Here is a 21,513-nt window from a genome sequence, read left to right on the forward strand (position 1 = left end):
TTATTCTTCGGGCATCAGCACCACTCCCAGTTTCTTCTTGCCATCCATCTTTACCACCATTGGCTGGTGGAAATGTACATGCCGCAGGTACTTCGTCTCGTGTACGGCAGGCTGTGCATTCAGGAATTCCTGGTTGTATACGCCGTCATTCATAAAGGCGTTGATGGTAAAGTATCCCACTCCAAAGGAGGTCAGGTTCTGGAAGAAGTGGGTTCCCTGGCTGGGGTCTACCCGGTAGTTGGTCAGTCCGGCTTCCACTATCACGCGGGCAGCGCTGATGTGCGGCCACTTCACGGGGATGCCGAGCCAGGTGTCACTGCTACCCCAGCGTCCGGGACCTACAAGGACATAGTTGCGGCCTTCGTCCAGGAACTGCTGGTTCAGCTTCTCTATCTCCCAGGCAATCTCCTGGTTGTGGGAGGCACTATAGTCGTCTGTCTTCACATAGATAATGTCATGTATCTCGTTCATGATGCCATGTCCCAATGAGTTGTTGGAACGGAGCAGTACCTGGTCGTCCGGAATGGCGGTAAGGTCTTCATCCAGCATCTCCTTGGTGTCGACTATCGGGCGGATTTGCAGCAGGTAGAAGGTGCCGGTTTTGTCCTTCTCGCGGCTCATGGTGGCGGCAAACTCTATCTCTACGGGACGGCGCATCTCCTGCTCTCCGTATTTCAAAGCCAGTTGCAGGATGCGTGGCAGGGGGAATACGTCGTGTTGCAGGATGTTGGCAAAGGTGATGACTTTGCGTCCGCCGGGATAAAGCCCGTCGCGGATAATCTGGTCGTAAGGGTCGTAGGTGGAGGCTATGTAGTTCAGTGCTCCGTCCTTTTCCGCTTCTTTGACGTGCAGTTTCAGCAGGTTGAAGCCGTCGTCGATGGAGAAGTCGTGACCGGCATTGCGCAGGTCGAGGGCATAGAAGCGGGTCTGAGTCTCTTTGAGGGCAATCTCCATTTCGCTGGTTTGCAGCACCTGGTTGGGGTGATAGGGCGAGAAGCGGAGCGTCATGCCACCGTCCACGATGTATTTACCTAAACCGAGCGCCAGATTGACGATACCTTCTTCTGCCTTCTCGTCGCCGATGGGGTAGTAGTTGAGCGAACGTGCCACACCGGACATGCTGGGGTAGTAGCGGTCACCATACTGGTTGCCCACTACCTCTTGCAGGATGACAGCCATCTTTTCCTGGTCGATAACGTTGCTCGTTGCCTGCATGTATGCCTTCGAGTCGCGGAAGTAGACCGAAGCATATACTCCCTTGATGGCATCGCTCAGCATGCGCAGCATCTCGTACTTGTCGTCCAGATAGGGAATCATGTAGGTGTTGTAGATGCCGGCGAAGGGTTGGTAGTGCGAGTCTTCCAACAACGAGGACGAACGGATGGCAAGCGGCGACTTCACCACGTCGAAGAAGGTGAAGAAGTCCTCCACCAGGCGGTCGGGCAGCTTTGCTTTGAGGAAGTAGCGCAGGATGACGTCATCGTCGGCATCGGACAAGGCTATCTGATACAGATTGTTGGTATCCATAAACTCGTCGAACACATCGGTACAGAGCACGATGGTCTTGGGGATGGCGACACGGGCATTCTCAAACTCTTCGAACTCGGGGTGATGCTTCACCAGGTTGTCGATGAAAGCCAGTCCGCGCCCCTTGCCTCCCAGCGAACCGTCGCCAATACGGGCAAAGTTGGAGTATCGGTCAAAGCGGTCGCGCCTGAAGACTGCCACTACTCCCTGGTTTTTCATCTTGCGGTATTTCACGATAGCCTCGAAGATAATTTTACGGTGGGCATCCACGTCTTGCAAGCTATTCCAGGTGATGGGCCGCAGGAACTCTGCCACGGGAAACATGGCACGTGAGTAGAGCCAGCGGCTGACGTGGTTGCGGCTGATGTGGTAAAGGAATGATTCTGCCGGAACAGCAAAAAGAATGTTCTGCAGCTCTTTGAGATTCTTTACGCGGGCAATCTCTTCCAGCGTGTCCGGGTTGCGGAAGATAAAGTCGCCGAAGCCGAAATTGTCTGATACAATACGGCGCAGGTCCACATCCATCTTTTTGGAATTCTTGTCGATGAAGGCGGCATCGTATTTGGCTGCATACGCTACGTTGTCCGATTCGCTGGACTGTATGATAAGGGGTACAAACGGGTCTTCCTTGCGGATGGCGGCACAGAGCTTGATACCGGCCAGTCCGTCCTTCTCGCCCCGTTCTACGCGGGGGAAGCGTACGTCGGTGATGACACCTAATATATTATTCTTATATTTTTGGTAGATGCCAAAGGCTTCTTCATAGGTACGTGCCAGTACAATTTTGGGACGTCCCCTCATGCGCAGTGTGCGCTGGTGGGCATTCAGTGCTTCAGTAGAGAATTCCTGGCTCTGCTTCAATACGAATTTATACAGATTGGGCAGGATGGAGGAGTAAAAGCGGATGCCGTCTTCCACCAGCAGGATGAGCTGCACACCCACTTCGTTGACGTCGTGCTCCAGGTTCATCTTGTCCTCTATCAGCTTGATGATGGAAACCAGCAAGTCGGTGTTTCCCAGCCAGCAGAACACATACTCAAAGGGACTGAGGTCTTCATTGGCAATACGCTTGGTGATGCCGTGGCTGAAAGGGGTAAGTATCACCATCGGAATCTGTTCATACAGGTTTTTGATGTATCGTGCCACGTCGAAGCTGTCGTTGTCTCCCGTGCCCGGCATGCAGATGATGAGGTCGAAAGAGATGGAGGACAGCTGTGTCAGCGCCTCCTCGCAAGTGGAAACCTGCGTGAAACGGGGAGGGTAGCGCAAGGAGAGCGAAGTGTATTCATTGAATATCTTTTCGTCGATGCGGCCGTCATCTTCCAGCATGAAAGCATCGTAAGGATTGGCTATCAGAAGGACGTTGAAAATGCGCCGTGTCATGAGGTTGGCAAACTGTGTGTCCTTGAAATAGAGCTGGTTTAATTTGAACTTACTGAGCATGGCTTCTCATGATTTGTTGGTTTCGGAAGGCAAAAGTAATAGAAATCGAACCTATTCGGATAGTTTTTCGACCGTTTTTTTTATATTTATGCGTAATATTGCATCCGAAAAACAATATATGACCTATGTCTGCTCCATATCCGTTTCCATATAAATCCGTTGCATGTACATTTCTGCTGTTATGGGTGTTCGTTTTTTTGTCCGCTGACTTGTTTGCCGGTTCATTCCGCACCTTGGGTATCAAGGAGGGATTGGGCAGTCGGCAAGTATTCCAGATAAACAAGGATTCAGCCGGATTTGTCTGGGTGTATACTCATGTCGGGATAGATCGTTATGACGGGAATGAAATCAAGCATTACAAGCTGGACGGAATGGTTGATTCCAGGGACAATATCCAGTCTTCCACTACCATGATGTGTGATAAGGAGGGTATTGTCTGGGTTGCATTGAAGAATGGAAAAATCTATGCATACAACAAACTGACGGACTCTTTCCAATTGCGTGTGGACTTGGCCGATTACCTGCCTTCTCCGGTATTGTATAATATGCTGTTTGATGACGAAAACCGTTTGTGGTTGTGTATGTCGAAGGGGCTTTATTCTTGGGAAGAAAGTGCAGGACTGTCTTTTGCCGGATTGAAGGGGCAATCTGTCCGTTGCATGGTCCAAATGGAAGATGAAGTGTTTTTTGCAGGCACCGACAAGGGTGTCTTCCGGCTGACGAAGGCAGGAGCGGCAGGTTCTTCGTCTTTTGAGACGAGGCCGGTTGACCTGCATACAGAGATGCATGTGGAATCGCTCTATGTCTTCGGAGCGAAGCTGTTCATCGGTACCTTTTCAAACGGCGTATTTGTGCTTGACGGTCCCGAAGGGCAAATACATTCCTTGAATGACCGGATTCCTCATGTACCTATCCGTTCGTTTGCAAGGACAAAGGATAATTTGCTGCTGGTGGGAGCCGACGGTGCAGGTGTTTTTTGCATGGATGTCGCTACCGGAGAACTTTTGAACCATTATATGAATAACGGGGATGATGACAAAAGCTTGAGTGGTAATACGGTATCCGATATTTGTGTGGATGAATCCGGAGTTGTATGGATTGGCACTTCTACGAATGGCATCAGCTATCTGGATCCGGAGATGCCGGATGTCTATAGAATCAGGCACGAACGCAATAATGATAATTCCCTGAAGTCGGACCATGTAAATGTGATGTTTCAGGACTCGGAGGGAGATTATTGGTATGGTACAAACAACGGCGTCAGCCTCTATCAACCTCGGTCACGCAAATGGACCCACTATCTGGACGGTACGGAATATAGTGGCAAAGTGGTATTGGCACTTGCCGAAGACTCCGGGGGAAACATCTGGGTAGGTGGCTATGGTATCGGTGTCTATTGTATTCATAAACAGACCGGACGGGTACAGAAGAAAGAGAAAAGAAATGCACATCCGGAGAAGGGAATGGCCACCGACTATGTTTATGCCATTTATGCGGAAGGGGATTATGTCTGGTTCGGTGGTATTGAAGGAGAGTTTACCCGTTACGATATACGGACGGATACTTATACATATTACCCGATTGATTGCATAGGTGACATAAAGCGGGGTAAGGGGGGCTCATTACTGATTGCCGGTTGCAGCGGGTTGGCCGTCTTTGATAAGAAGTCGGGAGACACGCAGTGGCATCAGACGTTTGGAGACATCTCTCTGCATTATCCTGTCCGTTGCCTGATGCAGTCCTCATCCGGCGATACCTGGCTGGCTACAGACGGGGAAGGCCTTATACGTGTTGGGCCGGATGGGAAAGAGGCGCATGCCTATACCGTAGATGACAATCTGGTTTCCAATTCCATCAACAGCCTGCTGGAGGATAACGAAGGGCGTATCTGGTTCAGTACGGAGAAGGAATTGTATTGCTTGGACTGCTCCCGGGATATTATCATCAGTGCCAATGATTTTTTGGATGTCAGGTGGGGATATTACAATCCGAATGCTGCCCTTAAGTTGAAGAATGGATGTCTTGCTTTCGGCACCGCAGAAGGGGTTCTTTCCTTTCTCCCGTCTTTGGACTTGGGGACTCATGCACCCGTTGAGCTGATTCTGACAGACTTTAAACTGCTTTATGAATCGGTCAAAGCGGGAATGAAAGGCTCTCTTTTGCAAACGAATATCAATGATACCCGGAAAATAGATTTGAAGTATAATCAAAACTCCTTCTCTATTTCCTTCTCTGCCATCAACTTTGCAGTCCCGCATCGTATCAGGTATGAGTATAGGCTCGAAAATCACAATGAGGAGTGGGAACGCTCCAATTCAGTGCGGAACGTGAGCTATATGAATCTCTCGTCCGGTAAGTATGTATTCCGCTTGCGGGCATTTGATAAGTACACCGGGCAGCAGGTGGGAGAAAGAAGTCTGGACATTGTCATTCATAACCCTTACTGGGTTTCGTGGTGGGCGCTGCTCCTCTATTTCATCTTGTTGTCTGTCTTTGTCTACATGTTTGTGCAGTATAGGAGGCATAAGGTGAACGAGGGGCGTATAAGGGACAAGATACGTTCCTTTATCAGTATAGCCCATGATATCCGTACACCGGTTACTTTAATAAAGGCTCCGCTGAGCGAGCTCGAAGCGCAGGAGGGACTTCCGGAGCAGGGTAAGAAAACCGTTGCGGTGGCAATGAAGAATGTGGAAAAACTGATGGGAATGATTACTCAACTGCTTGAGTTGCAGAAAACGGAACTGCATGCCGAGGAGTGTCTGAAGGTTTCTCCATACGACATTAAGGCTTATCTGGAGGAAAAGATGGCGGAGTTTCATTTAGCCGCCATGCAGAAGAGCGTCGGGATAGAGTTGGAGGTGGAGCCGGATATGCCCAAGGTTTGGATTGACCGGGAGAAGATGGATCATATCATAGACAATCTGCTCTCCAATGCCTTGAAGTATACAGAGAAGGGAGTCATCCATATACTGGTGAAGACTGCAAGAAAGAAGTGGACTATTGAAGTGAAGGATACGGGTATCGGCATTCCGAAAGAGGAGCAGGGCAATATTTTTCACGAATATTATAGAGCCCAGAATGCCATGAACTTTGAGGAAACCGGTTCGGGTATCGGTCTGATGATTACGCGCCGCATTGTGAAACAGCATCACGGCACCATCTCTTTCAGTAGCGTGGAAGGGCAGGGAACTACGTTTACGGTAACTTTCCCGCAGAGGATAAAGGCGAGCGTGGCGGTGGAAGCGAAGGCTGACGGCCGGGAAGAAGCTCAGGCCGCTACCGGGGCTGTGCATGAAGAAACGGAACGTGCCGGGAAGAATGTCCTTCTTCTGGCGGAGGACGATGCGGATATGAGGGAGTATCTGGTGGACAGCTTGTCTTCCGAATATAAGGTAGTTGCCGTGCCCGACGGCGGAAAGGCATTGGAGACGGCAAGGGAAATCAATCCTGATATCATTATCTCGGACATTGTGATGCCGGTACTGGAAGGTGATGAATTGTGCCGGATTCTGAAGTCATCGGTAGATACAAGCCATATACCTATTATATTACTGACCGCACTGAGTGAGAGGGAAAATATCATCTTCGGACTGGAGGCCGGTGCCAATGACTACATCATCAAGCCTTTCGACTTGTCTGTGCTGAAAGTGCGTATCAGGAATATTCTTCAGAATAGGCAGCATTTGCGCGAAACCGTGTTGGCGATGGATGCGCAGCCCGAAGAGACAGACTATACCAGCCAGTTGGACAAGGAGTTCCTGGACAAGGTTATGAAAGTGATTGAGGAGGAGTTGTCCGATTCGGAATTCTCCATCAATGACTTCTGCCGGATGCTGGGCATGAGCCGCACTTCTGTCTACAATAAGATAAAGACGCTGACCGGGCAGGGACCGAATGACTTCATCCGCATTATCCGTTTGAACAAGGCAAAAGAGCTGCTGGTTTCCCGGAAATATTCGATAGGGGAAGTGGCGAATATGGTCGGATTTTCTGACCCGAAATATTTCAGTACATGCTTCAAAAAGCAGTTTGGTACCAGTCCCAGCAAAATTTAGAGCCATGAAGACTGCTTTTGAACCACTGCTGACAAGTATTAAACCTTTTTTGTCAGAGAATAAACCCTTGTCTCCCTGATAGTGCGTAATATTGTGGACAGTAAACAATATTAAAAAACGCATATAAAAAATGGAAACGTATTTAGGTCTTGATTTAGGAGGCACGAAGTTGCTGATTGGCGAAATGGATAGCCGTGGCAACATTTTGAGGTATAAGAAATATGACTCCGGTTACTTTAATCAGCAGGCTGCGCTGGAAATCATCAAGTCGTCGCTCGATGATTATATCCGTACCGTGGGCTGGTATGACCAGAAACCGGTAGCGATGGGTGTTGGGCTGATAGGGCGTGTAGATCCCAACGAAGGTGTCTGGCTGCAGATTGACCCGAGCAGGACACAGCGGATTGAGTTGGCAAAGGAACTGTCGGATATATATGGCATGCCTTGCCATATAGACAATGATGTGAAGAGCGCTACAAGAGCCGAACGTGTCTGGGGATTCGGACAAATTTCCAAAAACTTTATATACGTAAATGTAGGTACAGGCATTGCCGTGGGTACGGTGATAAATGGGAGACAAATCCGTGGCAGCCATTTCAATGCCGGCGAAGTGGGACACGTGCGTGTAGGTGTGAACATAGGCATTAAATGCGGTTGTGGACGGATGGACTGTGTGGAGGCGATTGCTGCCGGCATAGGTTTTGACAATTGTGCCCGTCTGCTCCGCAACCAGTATGAGACCGGCCTGCATATTCCGGCTGAAAAAGGGGAACGGGTGATTGTGAGTGAGGTGTTTGCACTTAGTCAGAAAGGTGACCCTCTCTGTACGGTGCTGGTGGAGAATGCAGCTGAGGCGCTTGCCAATCTTATCATGAATCTGGTACGTGTGATTGACCCGGACACGGTGGTGTTGGGTGGAGGCATTGTGGCCGACGGATATATGCACGAGAAGATTCTGGAGAAACTTCATCCTACGACCATGCGTTTTGTCAGCAACGGGGTTGTCATTACGAAACTGAATCCCGGATTTATCGGGCTTCTGGGGGCCGGTGCGGTGGCGATGAATATGTGATTAGGAATTAATGATTAAGAATATGAAAATAACAATAACAAAGAATGAAAAGGAGTTTGACTGCACGGCTGCATGGCGCATCATCGGGCAGATGTTGAATGAACCGGAGAGTGTGATAGGACTTTCGACGGGACGTACTACCGGCAATCTTCATCGGTTGGTGGGAGAAATCTATACTAAATATCCGTTTAAGGTGGATACCGTTACTTTCTTCGGATTGGATGAGGTAACGAATGTGCCGCGCGAATATGCCGGAGCATGCTACACGATGCTGAAAACGGAGTTGATGGATACATTGGGCATCAAGGAAGAGAATTTTTTGATGCTGCCTACCATTTCTGGTGATTTTGAACAGTCATGCAGGGATTTCCAGCAGGAAATTGCGAACCGTGGCGGTATTGATTTGCTGATTTTAGGGTTGGGTGAGAACGGACACCTGGGATTCAACCAGCCGGAATCTCCCTTTGGCGGTGAAGCATGGGTGACCCGGATGAATGTGGAACTGGAAGAACGCATCCGTAGAGAAACGGGTACTCCTCCCGATAAAGAGTTGGGAGGGGCTACTTTGGGAATAAAGAACATTATGCAGGCACGCCGGATTGTACTGGTTGCCAAAGGGACTAATAAAGCGGATATTGTCAAGCGGATGCTTGAAGGGCCTGTGACAACAGATGTTCCTGCTTCCATCCTTCAGCTTCATCCCAACTGTGAATTTCTGCTGGATGAGGCGGCGGCAAGCATGCTTAACTGCTAAGTCGCCTTGCAGGCGGCTGATAACTAATTATTTGAATTAATAATCAAAATACTATGACACAACAAGAAAAACAAATAAATTATATGGGGCCATTCATCACGATGGTGTTCTTGTTCTTTATTGTAGGTTTCCTTACGACTGCCAATACTCAGTTTCAGGGTCCTCTGAAAGAAACTTTTCTTTCGGAAGTGGGCGGGTTGAAAAATACTTTTGCTACTTTGATTACTTTCTCCTGGTTCCTTGCTTATCCGGTTTGTGGAGGGGTAGGCTCGTCGTGGATTAGCAAATACGGATATAAAGGAACATTGATGCGTGGATTGCTGGTGATGATTGTGGGGCTTGGTTTGTTCTTTGCCTCTTCCTATTTCACAGTACACTTTCCTGAAGCGAATTGGCATGCAGGAAATAATGTTATCCCTGGAGGGTTCTTGATTTTCTTACTGGGTTCTTTCGTGGTAGGGGCTTCGGCCACCATTCTGCAAGTGGTTATAAATCCTTATCTGACGGCTTGCCATGTCAAGGGTACCCAGTCCATTCAGCGTTTGGCTATAGGCGGTTCTGCCAATTCTGTGGGAACTACGCTTGCTCCTTATTTCGTGACTGGTGTCGTGTTCGGCGGTCTGTCTATGGAGGACATTCAGATTGACCAGCTGATGGTTCCGTTCCTGGCATTGATGGCTGTTATTTCTTTGATTGTATTGTTGTTGATGAAATTGTCTTTGCCCGATATCCAAGGAACCAGGGTAGAGAAGGGAGAAAAGCTGGAAAAAAGTGTATGGTCCTTCCGTCATCTGACATTGGGCGTGGTGGCTATCTTCTTTTATGTAGGAGTGGAAGTCTGTATCGGGGCCAATATCAATCTGTATGCCATCGAGATGGATTATGCTTCTCCGGCACTGATGGCTACGCTCTATTGGGGTGGTATGCTTGTGGGCCGCCTGGTGGGGAGCAGCCTGAGCAAGATTTCTCCTCGCGTGCAGTTGACGGTTACTACGGTATCGGCAGGAGTACTTGCTTTGCTGGCTATTCTTCTGAATAATCCGTGGCTGCTCACGGCAGTAGGTCTGTTTCATTCCATCATGTGGGGAGCTATCTTTACATTGTCCGTTGCCCATTTGGGAAAATACACTTCGGTGGCTTCGGGTGTGTTCATGATTGGAGTGGTAGGCGGTGCCATATTGCCCTTGTTGCAGGGAGTGCTTGCCGATGTTCTTGGAGGCTGGAGATGGTCATGGTTCATTGTCCTCTTTGGAGAAGCGTTTATGCTGTATTATGCATTGATGGGTTCACGGGTCCGTCAGATAGCTGATTGATTTTTGTTTGCCGGTAATTACCATGGAAAACCTGTTGGTGGAATGAATCACTGCTCAGACTTCGTTTGAGGGAAGTCCTGAAAAGGGGCCGCTCCGTATCTGCTCCGTACCTGCTCCGTACTTTCTCCGTATAAAGGTACCTTTATGTGGAGCAGGTACGGAGGAGACACGGAGGAGACACGGCCCGGGTACGGTTCAGACCCTTTCCGGTACAAGAGAAAAAGAGATTGATTCCGCCAACGAATATAGAAAATATATTGATAAATAGTAGTATGAAAAATTTTAGATTGATTGTTTGGTCCGTATTGGCAGTTTTAGTGTCGTGCGGCAATCTGAGGGCTGCAGATGAATTGAAAACTGCGCTTGACGGTAAAGTGGTCGTGGCTTATGTTACTTCCTGGAGTCACGTTATTCCTGACCCTAAGTACATGACTCACATTAATTATGCCTTTGGGCATGTCGATGAGACCTTTGATGGTGTAGGTATTGCCAATGAAGGGCGCTTGAGACAGATGGTGGAATTGAAAAAGCAGAAGCCGGATTTGAATGTACTGTTATCCATCGGTGGATGGGGCAGCGGACGTTTCAGTGAGATGGCCGCGAATGAGAAATACCGCAAGGCATTTGCCAAAGATTGCCGACGGGTGGTGAAAGAGTATGGGCTGGATGGTATTGACATCGATTGGGAGTATCCTACGAGTAATGCCGCCGGCATTTCTTCTTCTCCTGACGACACGAAGAACTTTACATTACTGATGCGGGACATCCGTAAGGCCATCGGCCCGAAGAAGTTGTTGACCCTTGCTACGGTGGCTTCCGGTGAATATATTGATTTCCAGGCTATTCTTCCTTATATTGATTTCGTGAATATCATGTCATACGATATGGGAAATGCCCCTAAGCACCATTCTGCTCTCTACTCTTCGGACAACAGTGGCCGGATGACGGGTGACAAGGCTGTGAAGGCTCATTTGGCTGCCGGTGTGCCTGCCGACAAGCTGGTGATGGGGATGCCTTTCTATGGCCGCGGTGGAAAGGAATATCCCAATTTTCAAGACTTCAACAAGGTGGGATATGCCAAAGGATTCCGTGAATGTTGGGACGAGACGGCCCGGGTACCTTACCTGGTGAATAAGAACGATACACTCGTTTTCGGTTATGAGAATCCGCGTTCATTGGCCATCAAGTGCCAGTATATTCTGAAGCAAAACCTGTTGGGAGGTATGTATTGGGATTATGACGGAGACAACGAGCAGGGTGACTTGCGCCGTACCGTCTATGAGAACCTGATAGAACGCAAGCCTTTTTATGATAAGACCTACCGGGTATTGGTACTCACTGAGAGTGCCGGACAACACAAGCCTTTCTCGGATGCAGCATTGAAATGGCTGGTAGATGAAAGTAAGGTTCAGAACCTGCAGATTCAAGTGCTGAACAATGCCGGCCTTTTGGCACAAAAGAGTGTGCTGGACGGTACGGATCTTGTCATCCAGCTGGACTTTCCGCCTTATACATGGCCCAAGGAGGCGGAGCAGAATTTTGTGGATTACATCAATGAAGGTCGTGGCGGCTGGATAGGCTTCCATCATGCCACGTTGCTTGGAGAGTTTGACGGGTATCCTTTGTGGCAGTGGTTCAGCGATTTTATGGGGGGCATCCGTTTCCGTAACTACATTGCTCCGCTTGCCGACGGCACGGTAGTGGTGGAAGACAAGGAGCACCCTGTGATGAAGAATGTGGATGCCTCGTTCGTCCTCCCCGATGACGAGTGGTACACATACGACAAGAGTCCGCGCCCCAATGTACGTGTATTGGCGAATGTGGACGAATTCACCTATACCCCTGCTTCGGATGTGAAGATGGGTGACCATCCGGTGGTATGGGTCAATGAAAAAGTGAAGGCCCGTAATGTCTATTTCCAGATGGGGCACAGCCCGAAGCTGTTCAAGTCGGATGATTTCACCGCAATGTTGCACAATGCCATTTCGTGGACATTGGGTAAATGACGTGTGCCCGAGCTTCCAAATGACAGAGGCTTACAAAGTATGGACAGGTTGTTTTTTATAGAATAGTTTTTCAGGTAACGGATTATCGTTAAGGTAATTGTTTGTAATAGGTATTTAGTATCTCCCGTATCGTGCTTGTTGTCAGGCCACGATACGGGAGCTTTGTTTTATTTCTTCATCTTCGATTTACGTTTCAAATACCATTTGCAGTCATTGTACGGTATCTTTGATTCCTTGTTAGAGAGATACTCCATGCCGCTCCTCGGTGCCAAAGGGGGTGTTCCCCGGTGCCGAGCCCCTTGCTCCTCGATGTCGGAGGAATGCCCCGTTCAAAAGGCATTTGGAATAGGGGAATGGCTATTTATTAGTATGATGATGCTGGTAAGAGACTTTTTTGATAAATAATATACCTTATATGACTAATTGTCAACCTCGCTCCACATGTTGTACTTTACTTTTATAGCGCAAAAAAAACTTTAATATAAAAGCTATGCAAGTGAGAAATTTAATTGTGGGTGCGCTATTGTTTTCCTGCACCGGGCATGTAAATGCCCAATCATTGACTTTGCGAGTCGATAATATTGATCAGATTGTAGATTCCATGACTTTGGAAGAAAAAGTAAATCTTCTGGTGGGGCGTAACGATTATCTTTTTGGAGGATATGAGAAGCTGGATAAGGCTCCTCGTGTGATGGATTCCAGTATTTCCGGATTTACTCAGGTAATTCCCCGGTTGGGTATTCCTGCCACCGGACTTGCCGATGGTCCTGCCGGTGCTGTTGTTGTGACGCGTCCAGATAGCAAGAAGAATTATTATGCCACAGGATTTCCCATAGGTTCTCTGCTCGCCTGCTCGTGGAACACAGGGCTGGTAGAAACCATCGGCCAGGCAATAGGTAATGAGATTTTGGAATATGGCGTAGATGTTGTGTTGGCACCGGGGATGAACATACACCGTTCACCGCTTTGTGGTCGTAACTATGAATATTTCTCTGAAGATCCTGTATTGACTGGCAAAATTGCCGCTGCCTATATTCGCGGTGTCCAAAGTAATGGTGTAGGAGCTTGTCCGAAGCATTTTGCCGTCAACAGCCAGGAAACGAATCGTACGGAAGTAAACGAGATTGTTTCCCAACGCGCGCTGCGCGAGATCTACCTGAAAGGTTTTGAAATAGCTGTGAAAGAAAGCCACCCATGGACCATCATGTCCTCCTACAATCGTCTGAACGGTCCTTATACCCAGGAAAATTACGAACTGCTGACCACCGTTTTACGTGACGAATGGGGGTTCGACGGTATCGTAATGAGCGACTGGATTCGGCTTCGCAACACTGCTGCCCAGATACATGCCGGCAATGACCACCTGCAGCCGGGCGAGCAAAAGCAAGTGGATGACCTTCTCGACAAAGTGAAGACCAACCAACTTTCTGTGGCAGACATTGATATTTGTGTAAAACGAATGCTGAACTACATTGTTAAAACCCCTCATTTCAGAGGATATAAATATAGCGATAACCCAGATCTGAAAGCTCACGCTCTCCTTGCTCGCCAATCGGCCGCCGAAGGTATGGTGTTGCTCAAAAACGATAATGGCGCATTGCCATTGAGAAACGTGAAAAAAGTCGCACTCTTCGGTTGTACCTCTTACAACTTTTGGGCAGGTGGCACTGGTTCGGGTAATGTCGTTAAGCCTTATGTTGTGAATATGCAACAAGGCCTTAATAATGCCGAATTTGAAACCACAGGAAATCTGGAAGAGCTATATAATAAATACCTCGACTACCAACGTGCCAAGAACCGTTGCGACCGTGGCAAATCTCAAGGTTATTATGGTGAAGAAAAGGATATACTGGAAATGCCTGTCAGCAAAGATTGTATCGTTTATCAAGCCAAGGAAGCTGATGTGGCTATCCTTACCATCGGTCGTCAGGCTGGAGAAGGTAATGACCGCACGATTGAAAACGATTTTAATCTGAGTGAAGTTGAACAGAATCTGCTAAGTGACCTCTGCAACGCTTTTCATGCCCTTGACAAGAAGGTGATTGTAGTGCTCAATGTGGGTGGTGTTGTTGAAACTGCTTCATGGAAAAGTCTTCCCGATGCTATTCTGTTGGCATGGCAGCCTGGTCAGGAAGGAGGAAACTCTGTAGTAGATGTATTGCTGGGTAAAGAAAATCCATCAGGAAAGCTGGCCATGACTTTTCCTATCACTGTCATGGATCATCCTTCTTCACGTAACTTTCCACTCAATGGATATAAAGGACAAAGAGGTAGTGCCGGACGTGAAAATATAGACTATACTCTGCACAAAGAAGGTATCAATATCGGTTACCGTTATTTTAATACTGTAAACAGACCGGTTTCTTATCCTTTTGGTTACGGATTGAGCTACACGGAATTTTCTTATGACAATTCTGTTGTAAAAGCTACCGGTAAAGGTTTCAAAGCTAGTATCCGCGTAAAGAATATTGGTAAAGTGGCAGGGCGTGAAAGCGTTCAACTCTATGTCTCCGCTCCTGCCGGTGGACTGGAAAAACCAGCTTGTGAATTGAAAGCTTTTGCTAAAACTAAACTATTGCAACCTGGTGAGAGTGAAATACTGATATTCAATGTATCCGACTACGATTTGGCTTCTTTTGACGAAAGTATACAAAGTTGGGTAAGTGCCAAAGGAAAATATATTGTAAAATTTGGTGCTTCCATTGAAGATATCCGTGGTATAGGAGCTTATTGGTTATCTAAAGAATTTACTAAAAAAGTTAATGACGTATTGAAACCAACAATGTCTCTTAATGAACCGGAGTAATTGAATAACTCTTTTATATATAAACTAATACTATTTTATTATGAAAAACTTTTCAATGATACTGCTCATGATTGTTTCGATGATATCATGCTCTTCAAAGGGCGATGAGCTGAAAGAACTTCCATCTCTTCCGGACGAGCCAGTGATAGAGGAGCCAAATCCCATTCCTGGTTCTACCGACAAAATAGTTGTCGGTTATGTTACATCATGGTCAAATCATGAGGTGAAGCCGGAATATGTTACCCATATCAATTATGCCTTCGGGTATGTGCAGGGAACATTCCGTGGTATCGGAATCTCCAACGAGGAACGTCTGAGGTCGGTTGTTGCCTTGAAGAAGCAAGCCTCCCACTTGAAGGTGCTCTTGTCGATAGGAGGTTGGGGCAGTGGCAACTTCAGTGAGATGGCAGCAGATGCCGACAATCGCCTCGCTTTTGCTGCCGACTGTAAGCGCGTGATTGATGAGTTTGGTCTCGACGGCATTGATATAGACTGGGAATTTCCTACGAGTAACATGGCAGGTATCTCTTCGTCACCCGACGACACTCGCAACTACAACCTGATGATGCGCGACATTCGTCAGGCTATAGGAAGCAACAAGCTTCTGACGCTCGCAACAGTATGCTCTGCCGATTACATCGATTTTGAAGGCGTTATGCCCTATATTGACTTTGTCAACATCATGGCGTACGACATGGAGAATCCTCCTAAGCACAATGCTCCCCTATATCAGTCTTCAAAATTCCCCGGATGGTTTAACTGTGACATGGCGGTCAAGGCGCACTGTGCCAAGGGAGTGCCCGCATCGATGCTTGTGCTCGGTATGCCTTTTTATGGTCATGGAACCGATATTTACGACCACTCCACAGATTTTAAGAATGTAAAGGTGCCCTCGGGGTACACCAACTGTTGGGACGACGAGGCAAAGGTCCCTTATGTGACCGACAAGAATGGACGTTTTGTCCTCAGCTACGACAACGCTCGCTCAATAGGTTTGAAATGTGATTATATTCTCGAAAACGAACTTCTTGGAGCCATGTTCTGGGACGATGCCGGCGATGACAGTAACGACACGCTTCATAAGACTATAGCTAATAAACTTTTTGTTAAATCTAACTGACAACTATATAAGCTATATATATCAGTAGATTGCTTTAATATAGGAATGGTGCTTTCTGGTAGAAAAACGGGACTGTCTAACAACTAAGAAGTTAGATGGACTCTCTTTTTTTAGGCAGTATGCTTTCTGGGGGGTATGATGTATTTTAAACCTTCTTGATAGTTTTTAAACTTATGCGATGTTATGTCGTATTTTAAACCTCAAATGTTATTTTTTACCCGCTATTGGAAAGATTCATTAATACATTTGCAGAAGTTCTAACACTAATGATTTTATTTAATTCTAATTCTAATGCTAATGGGAAAGTTATGCAGATTACATCTCCTTTTGTTGGCTTTGTTGCTACCGGGAGTGTCCTTCGCACAAAATCTTTTAAAAGTGCAAGGTTGTGTTACTGACGAGCAGAACGAGCCACTTATCGGGGCTACCGTGCAGACTAAAGACAAGTCGAAAGGCACGATAACGGATAGCGGTGGCAACTATGTTTTGTCGGGAGTTCCCAAGGGTTCAACCTTGGTGTTTTCGTATGTCGGCTACAAGTCGAAAGAAGTAAAGGTGACATCAGCTTCTCTTAATGTTGTCATGGAATCGGATGATGAACTGCTTGATGAAGTGGTTGTCATCGGCTATGGCCAGCAGCGTAAAGTGACGCTGACGGGTTCTGTCTCCAACGTAGGAGGTAAGGAACTTCTCAAATCGCCGGCCGCATCGCTTGGCAATACCCTTTCGGGTAAGCTTCCGGGACTCCAGTCGGTGCAGTATACCGGCGTTCCCGGTGCCGACGACCCTGTTATCCGCATCCGTGGTATCGGTTCGTTCAACAGCGCCGAACCTCTTGTGCTTGTCGATGGTGTAGAGCGTGAGTTCAGCCAGATAGACCCGAACGAGGTGCAGGACATTTCTATTCTTAAGGACGCTTCCGCTACGGCAGTCTTCGGCGTGCGTGGTGCCAACGGCGTTATTCTCGTTACAACACGTCGCGGCGAGGTAGGCAAGCCTGCCATCACACTGACCACTTCAGTAGGTCTTCAGCAGATTTCCAAATTCCTTGAGCCGGCAAACTCCTACGAGTATGCAACGGCTTACAATCATGCTCAGGAAGTGGAAGGAGTAGCCGAGGACGGATGGAAGTTCTCGAAGGAAGCTATACAGCACTGGAAGGATATGGATATGCCTACCGTTTATCCAAGCACCAACTGGTTCAAGTACTTGATGAATGACCACGCATGGCAGGAACAATATAATATTAATGTGTCGGGTGGTACTGAACGTGCCCGCTATTTCGTTTCCGTCGGCATGCTCAATCAGGACGGCCTTTTCAAAACCTTCGACCAAGGCGATGACACAAACTTCAAATACCGCCGTTACAACTTCCGCGCCAACCTCGATGTGGATTTCTCTAAGCTGAGCACGCTTTCCATCGGTATCGGTGGCCGCATCGGCAGACGTAACTCTATCGGTAATGGTGAGTATAACGGTCAGTCGGGTGTCTTTGGCGTGGAAGGTCTTCTCAACAATGGTACGCCAATGTCAGGCTACGGTCTTGACAGTGAGGGACATCGCATTGTTTCCGACCCTGACCTTGTTGGCGCGGTTGGCTCCGATGGTCTCGGTCTTATCTACCAGCACGGTTATACTGTTCAACGCCAGAATGTCGTAAACCTCGACCTTCAGTACAAGCTCAAGCTCGATTTTATCACCAAAGGGCTTGATTTCCGTATCAAGGGTTCCTACAACTCTGACTATACACAGCAGAAAGCACGTACTACTTCCGGTGGTATCAGCTACAAGGCCACCATCGCTAAGGGTGAATACGAGGAAGACGGTGCTCCAAAGGTGGTTTATGTCCGTCAGGGTGACTCATGGCCTCTTGGCTATGAAGAGAAGAAATGGGGGGGCAGGAACTGGTATGCAGAGGCGAGTCTCAACTATACCCGCAAGTTCGGTGACCACAATTTCGGTGCGCTCGTTCTTTATAATGAATCTAAAAACTACTATCCTGGCGGTGTCTATAATTCTATCCCCCGTGGTTATGTAGGTATGGTAGGCCGTGTCACTTACGACTACCAGACTAAGTATATGATAGACCTCAATATGGGCTATAATGGCTCAGAGAACTTCGCCAAAGGTAAACGCTTTGGTTTTTTCCCTTCTGCTTCTCTCGGCTGGATCATCTCCTCTGAAAAATTCTGGGAGCCTATCCGCAAGGTGGTTTCTTATCTTAAACTTCGCGGTTCTATCGGTAAAGTAGGTAATGACCAGGGTGTCGGCCGCTTCCTCTATCTGCCCGGTACATGGCAGTTCTACACCAACAACGGTGGTGCATGGTGGACCAACGACCGTACAGGTAACTTCGGTACCAACAACGGTGTGTTCATGCCCGGTGCACGCGAATCCAGCAACGGTAACCCCGATGTTACTTGGGAAACAGCCACCAAGCAGAACTATGGTGCCGATGTACACTTCTTTGGAGATCGCTTGAGTCTCGGTGTCGACCTCTTCTGGGAAGACCGCAAGAACATCCTCGTTTCCAACGAAACAACCATCGCGGGTATTTCCGCTCTCAAGCCCAATTCCATCAACTTTGGCCGTGTCAAGAACCATGGCTATGAAATGACCCTGCGCTGGGCCGACAAGATAGGTAAAGTGGACTACTCGATAGCTCCTACATTCGCTTTCGCACGCAACAAGGTGGTGGAAATGGCAGAAGTGAAGAAGGAATTCCCGCACATGTACCGTACCGGTCATCCTGTAGGTCAGCCTTTCGGCTACGACTTCTTTGAGTTCTATGTTCCCGGTGAAACCGAACAGCGCTACAAGGAAGTTTACGGTGTGGACATGCCGGACCAGCAGATTACATTGCGTCCTGGTGACAGCGTATTCGTTGACCTCACAGGTGATGGTAAGGTGGATGCCAACGATGTACATGCTATCGGCTACAGCGATATTCCTGAGTATACCGGTAGCATAAACGCAACGCTCAACTGGAAAGGTCTCGACTTCTCCATGACTTGGGTAGGTGCCACCCACGTCAACCGTCAGCTCAGTTCTTTCTATACTCCGGCCTTCGGTACGGGTAACCAGTCCATGCTCAATAAATGGGTCTATGACAACTCCTGGACTGAGGATAACCCCGGTGCCAGCCTGCCGCGTATCTCTCTTGAGAAATCGGCACGCGAGCATAACGGCTCACTTTCAGACCCATGGATGGTCGATGCATCGTATATCCGTCTGAAGAACCTTGAGATTGGTTATTCGTTCCGCATACCCGGTGTGCCCATCAACAACATCCGTGTTTATGCCAATGGCTATAACCTCCTTACTTTCACAAGCTTCAAGGCCAATGACCCGGAGGCACAAGCCGGCTATGGTAGCACACGTTATCCTATGACCCGTGTTTATAACTTCGGTATCAACTTAAACTTCTAACATTCAAGACAATGAATCTTATAGAGAAACTCAAAATAAGAACTGCTACTATTATTATATATGTAGCAAGTATCATGATGGGGATGGGGTCGCTGGGCTCCTGTGTCGATGATATCAACATCGGAAATGGCTTCCTCGACAAGCAGCCGGGTGTCGACGTGACCGTAGACTCCATCTTTGTCAAGGGAGAGAATGCAAAGCGTTTCCTCTGGCACATGTACGGTGCCATGCACAATCCTTTCACCTATACAGGTGCAGTATGGTATTCTCACCCCGATGCTTTGACCGATATTTGCCAGTCGTACTGCGGATGGCACAATCTCGGAAAGTACTACGGTGGTGACCTCACCGAGACCGACCAGGATAACGGTGGTTTCGCCAAGTTCCCTTTCATCGCCAACGGCGACGGCAATAACCGTGCAGGTATCTGGCGTACCATCCGTGAGGGTTGGATTTTTATCGAGAACATCGATCGTGTTCCTGACCTGAGCGAATCTGAGAAGAGCCAGCTCCGTGGCGAGGTGTATGTCATCATGGCATCGCGCTATCTCGATGCTTTCCGCAACTTCGGAGGCCTTCCGAAAGTTGACCGCTCATACTTGGCTGCTGATGTTGTAGACGGTAGGCGCATGAGCGTAATCCAGACAGCAGAGTTCATTGATGAGCTTATCCAGGCCGCCATCGACGAGCCGGGTCTTCCTTTCTTTGTGCAGGATCAGGCCACCAATTCCGGACGTCTGACCAAAGGCTCGGCCTATGGTCTGCGTGTAAGACTGTGGAACTTCGTGGCTTCGCCTCTGTTTAACAGTGACAAACCTTATCTAGAATTCACCCGCAACGAGGAGAATCAGGACCTCAACCAGGTATGGACCGGCGGTTACAAGTCCGAACTTTGGCAGAAAGCACTGAAGGCTTGTGAGGATTTCTTCCAGGCCAATAGTACCAACGGCAACTATTTCGCCCTTGTACAGCCCACTGGTGACAGTGAACAAGACTATTGCAACGCTTTCCGTGCCGCCTATTGGTTTCGTGGTAACAGCGAGAAGGTGATTGAAGTGCATGCCGGTTTGGGCACAAACGCTTGGAATGGTGACTGGAATGTAGAAGGTATGGATGAGTTCGGTATGGCTCTCTTCACCCTCGAATATATGGAAATGTTTGGTATGGCAGACGGTCGTAACTTCCCTTACGATGACGTGTTCAATACTGATAACCCCAACAACGTAGATATCTTTGTCAATCGCGACCCGCGTCTCTACGAGACAATGGTAGTGAATCGCAACAATCTTGTCGAGCAATATCAGGGGCTTTCGAGCACCGAGATGTGGCAAGGCGGTAATGTCGACCAGACCTTCAATCCTGCTGTTACCGACAATCCATGGTCTACCCGCATGAAACTGTTCAAGTATCTCCGCGACAACGGCTATGCAGCATACTATCCGACCAATTTTGCTTATCTGCGTATGGCTGACATTCACCTTTGCTACGCTGAAGCACTCGCACAGACAGGCAATCTGCAGAAAGCCTGCGACGAAATGAATAAGGTGCGCGCACGCGTAGGTCTTGGCAAGGTAGAGGCCATGAATCCGGAGCTCAACCTAACTGCCAATAAGGACAACTTCATCGAGCAGCTCCTTAAGGAACGTGCTTGCGAGTTCGGTTATGAAGACTCCCGCTGGTATGACCTCATCCGCTACAAGAGGTCTGACATATTCAAGAAACAGGTACACCAGCTACGTGTATGGCGCAAGGATGCCAACGGCAACAAGATGAATCCTGCCGACTACAATGGCAACACGAGCCTTGAACCCGGTGAACCTTGGCCGAACTGTATCTATGAGAAGATACCTTGTACCAACAATATCCGCGTATGGTGGGATACTGACGACCAGACGAGCAAGTGGACTGACAAATGGTATCTCACGCCTATTTCACGTGATGAAATCAACAAGGGCTATGGCCTGAACCAGAACCCGGGTTGGTAA

Annotated in this window: 10 protein-coding genes; 9 read left to right on the forward strand and 1 reads right to left on the reverse strand. The window is 48.2% G+C overall.

What is annotated here, in order from left to right; all coding sequences use genetic code 11:
* Positions 1-2,970, reverse strand: coding sequence for a PEP/pyruvate-binding domain-containing protein (locus DW947_RS05605; protein WP_005827042.1), 2,970 nt, complete (start codon positions 2,968-2,970; stop codon positions 1-3).
* A gap of 125 nt (positions 2,971-3,095) precedes the next feature.
* On the opposite strand from DW947_RS05605, the gene DW947_RS05610 reads away from it, so the two are divergent.
* The 9 genes from DW947_RS05610 (at position 3,096) to DW947_RS05650 (ending at position 21,513) form a co-directional block, all read left to right on the forward strand.
* The gene (locus tag DW947_RS05610) at positions 3,096-7,028 is read left to right on the forward strand and encodes a hybrid sensor histidine kinase/response regulator transcription factor (RefSeq protein WP_117963475.1); all 3,933 of its coding nucleotides are present in this window, start codon (positions 3,096-3,098) and stop codon (positions 7,026-7,028) included.
* Positions 7,029-7,158: 130 nt separating this feature from the next.
* A complete protein-coding gene (locus tag DW947_RS05615; protein ID WP_005833057.1) occupies positions 7,159-8,100 on the forward strand; it encodes an ROK family protein in 942 nt (313 codons plus the stop codon).
* 22 nt (positions 8,101-8,122) lie between these two features.
* Positions 8,123-8,854: a 6-phosphogluconolactonase gene (locus tag DW947_RS05620; protein WP_005833056.1), complete on the forward strand. Its 732-nt coding sequence runs from the start codon at positions 8,123-8,125 to the stop codon at positions 8,852-8,854.
* A gap of 53 nt (positions 8,855-8,907) precedes the next feature.
* Positions 8,908-10,167, forward strand: coding sequence for an MFS transporter (locus DW947_RS05625; RefSeq protein ID WP_117963476.1), 1,260 nt, complete (start codon positions 8,908-8,910; stop codon positions 10,165-10,167).
* A gap of 272 nt (positions 10,168-10,439) precedes the next feature.
* A complete protein-coding gene (locus DW947_RS05630) occupies positions 10,440-12,173 on the forward strand; it encodes a glycosyl hydrolase family 18 protein (RefSeq protein WP_117588431.1) in 1,734 nt (577 codons plus the stop codon).
* 490 nt (positions 12,174-12,663) lie between these two features.
* The gene (locus tag DW947_RS05635) at positions 12,664-14,979 is read left to right on the forward strand and encodes a glycoside hydrolase family 3 C-terminal domain-containing protein (protein WP_178291849.1); all 2,316 of its coding nucleotides are present in this window, start codon (positions 12,664-12,666) and stop codon (positions 14,977-14,979) included.
* A 40-nt stretch (positions 14,980-15,019) separates the two neighbouring features.
* Positions 15,020-16,099 carry a glycoside hydrolase family 18 protein gene (locus DW947_RS05640; RefSeq protein ID WP_229077977.1) on the forward strand — a complete coding sequence of 360 codons (1,080 nt, stop codon included), beginning with the start codon at positions 15,020-15,022 and terminating at the stop codon, positions 16,097-16,099.
* Positions 16,100-16,396: 297 nt separating this feature from the next.
* Entirely contained in the window at positions 16,397-19,528 is a 3,132-nt protein-coding gene (locus DW947_RS05645; RefSeq protein WP_117865944.1) for a SusC/RagA family TonB-linked outer membrane protein, read from the forward strand.
* 11 nt (positions 19,529-19,539) lie between these two features.
* On the forward strand, positions 19,540-21,513 hold the full coding sequence (locus DW947_RS05650) for a RagB/SusD family nutrient uptake outer membrane protein (RefSeq protein ID WP_117588434.1): 1,974 nt from the start codon (positions 19,540-19,542) through the stop codon (positions 21,511-21,513).

Origin of the sequence: Bacteroides sp. AM44-19 (assembly GCF_003603395.1) — a bacterium.
Lineage (GTDB): Bacteria > Bacteroidota > Bacteroidia > Bacteroidales > Bacteroidaceae > Bacteroides > Bacteroides uniformis.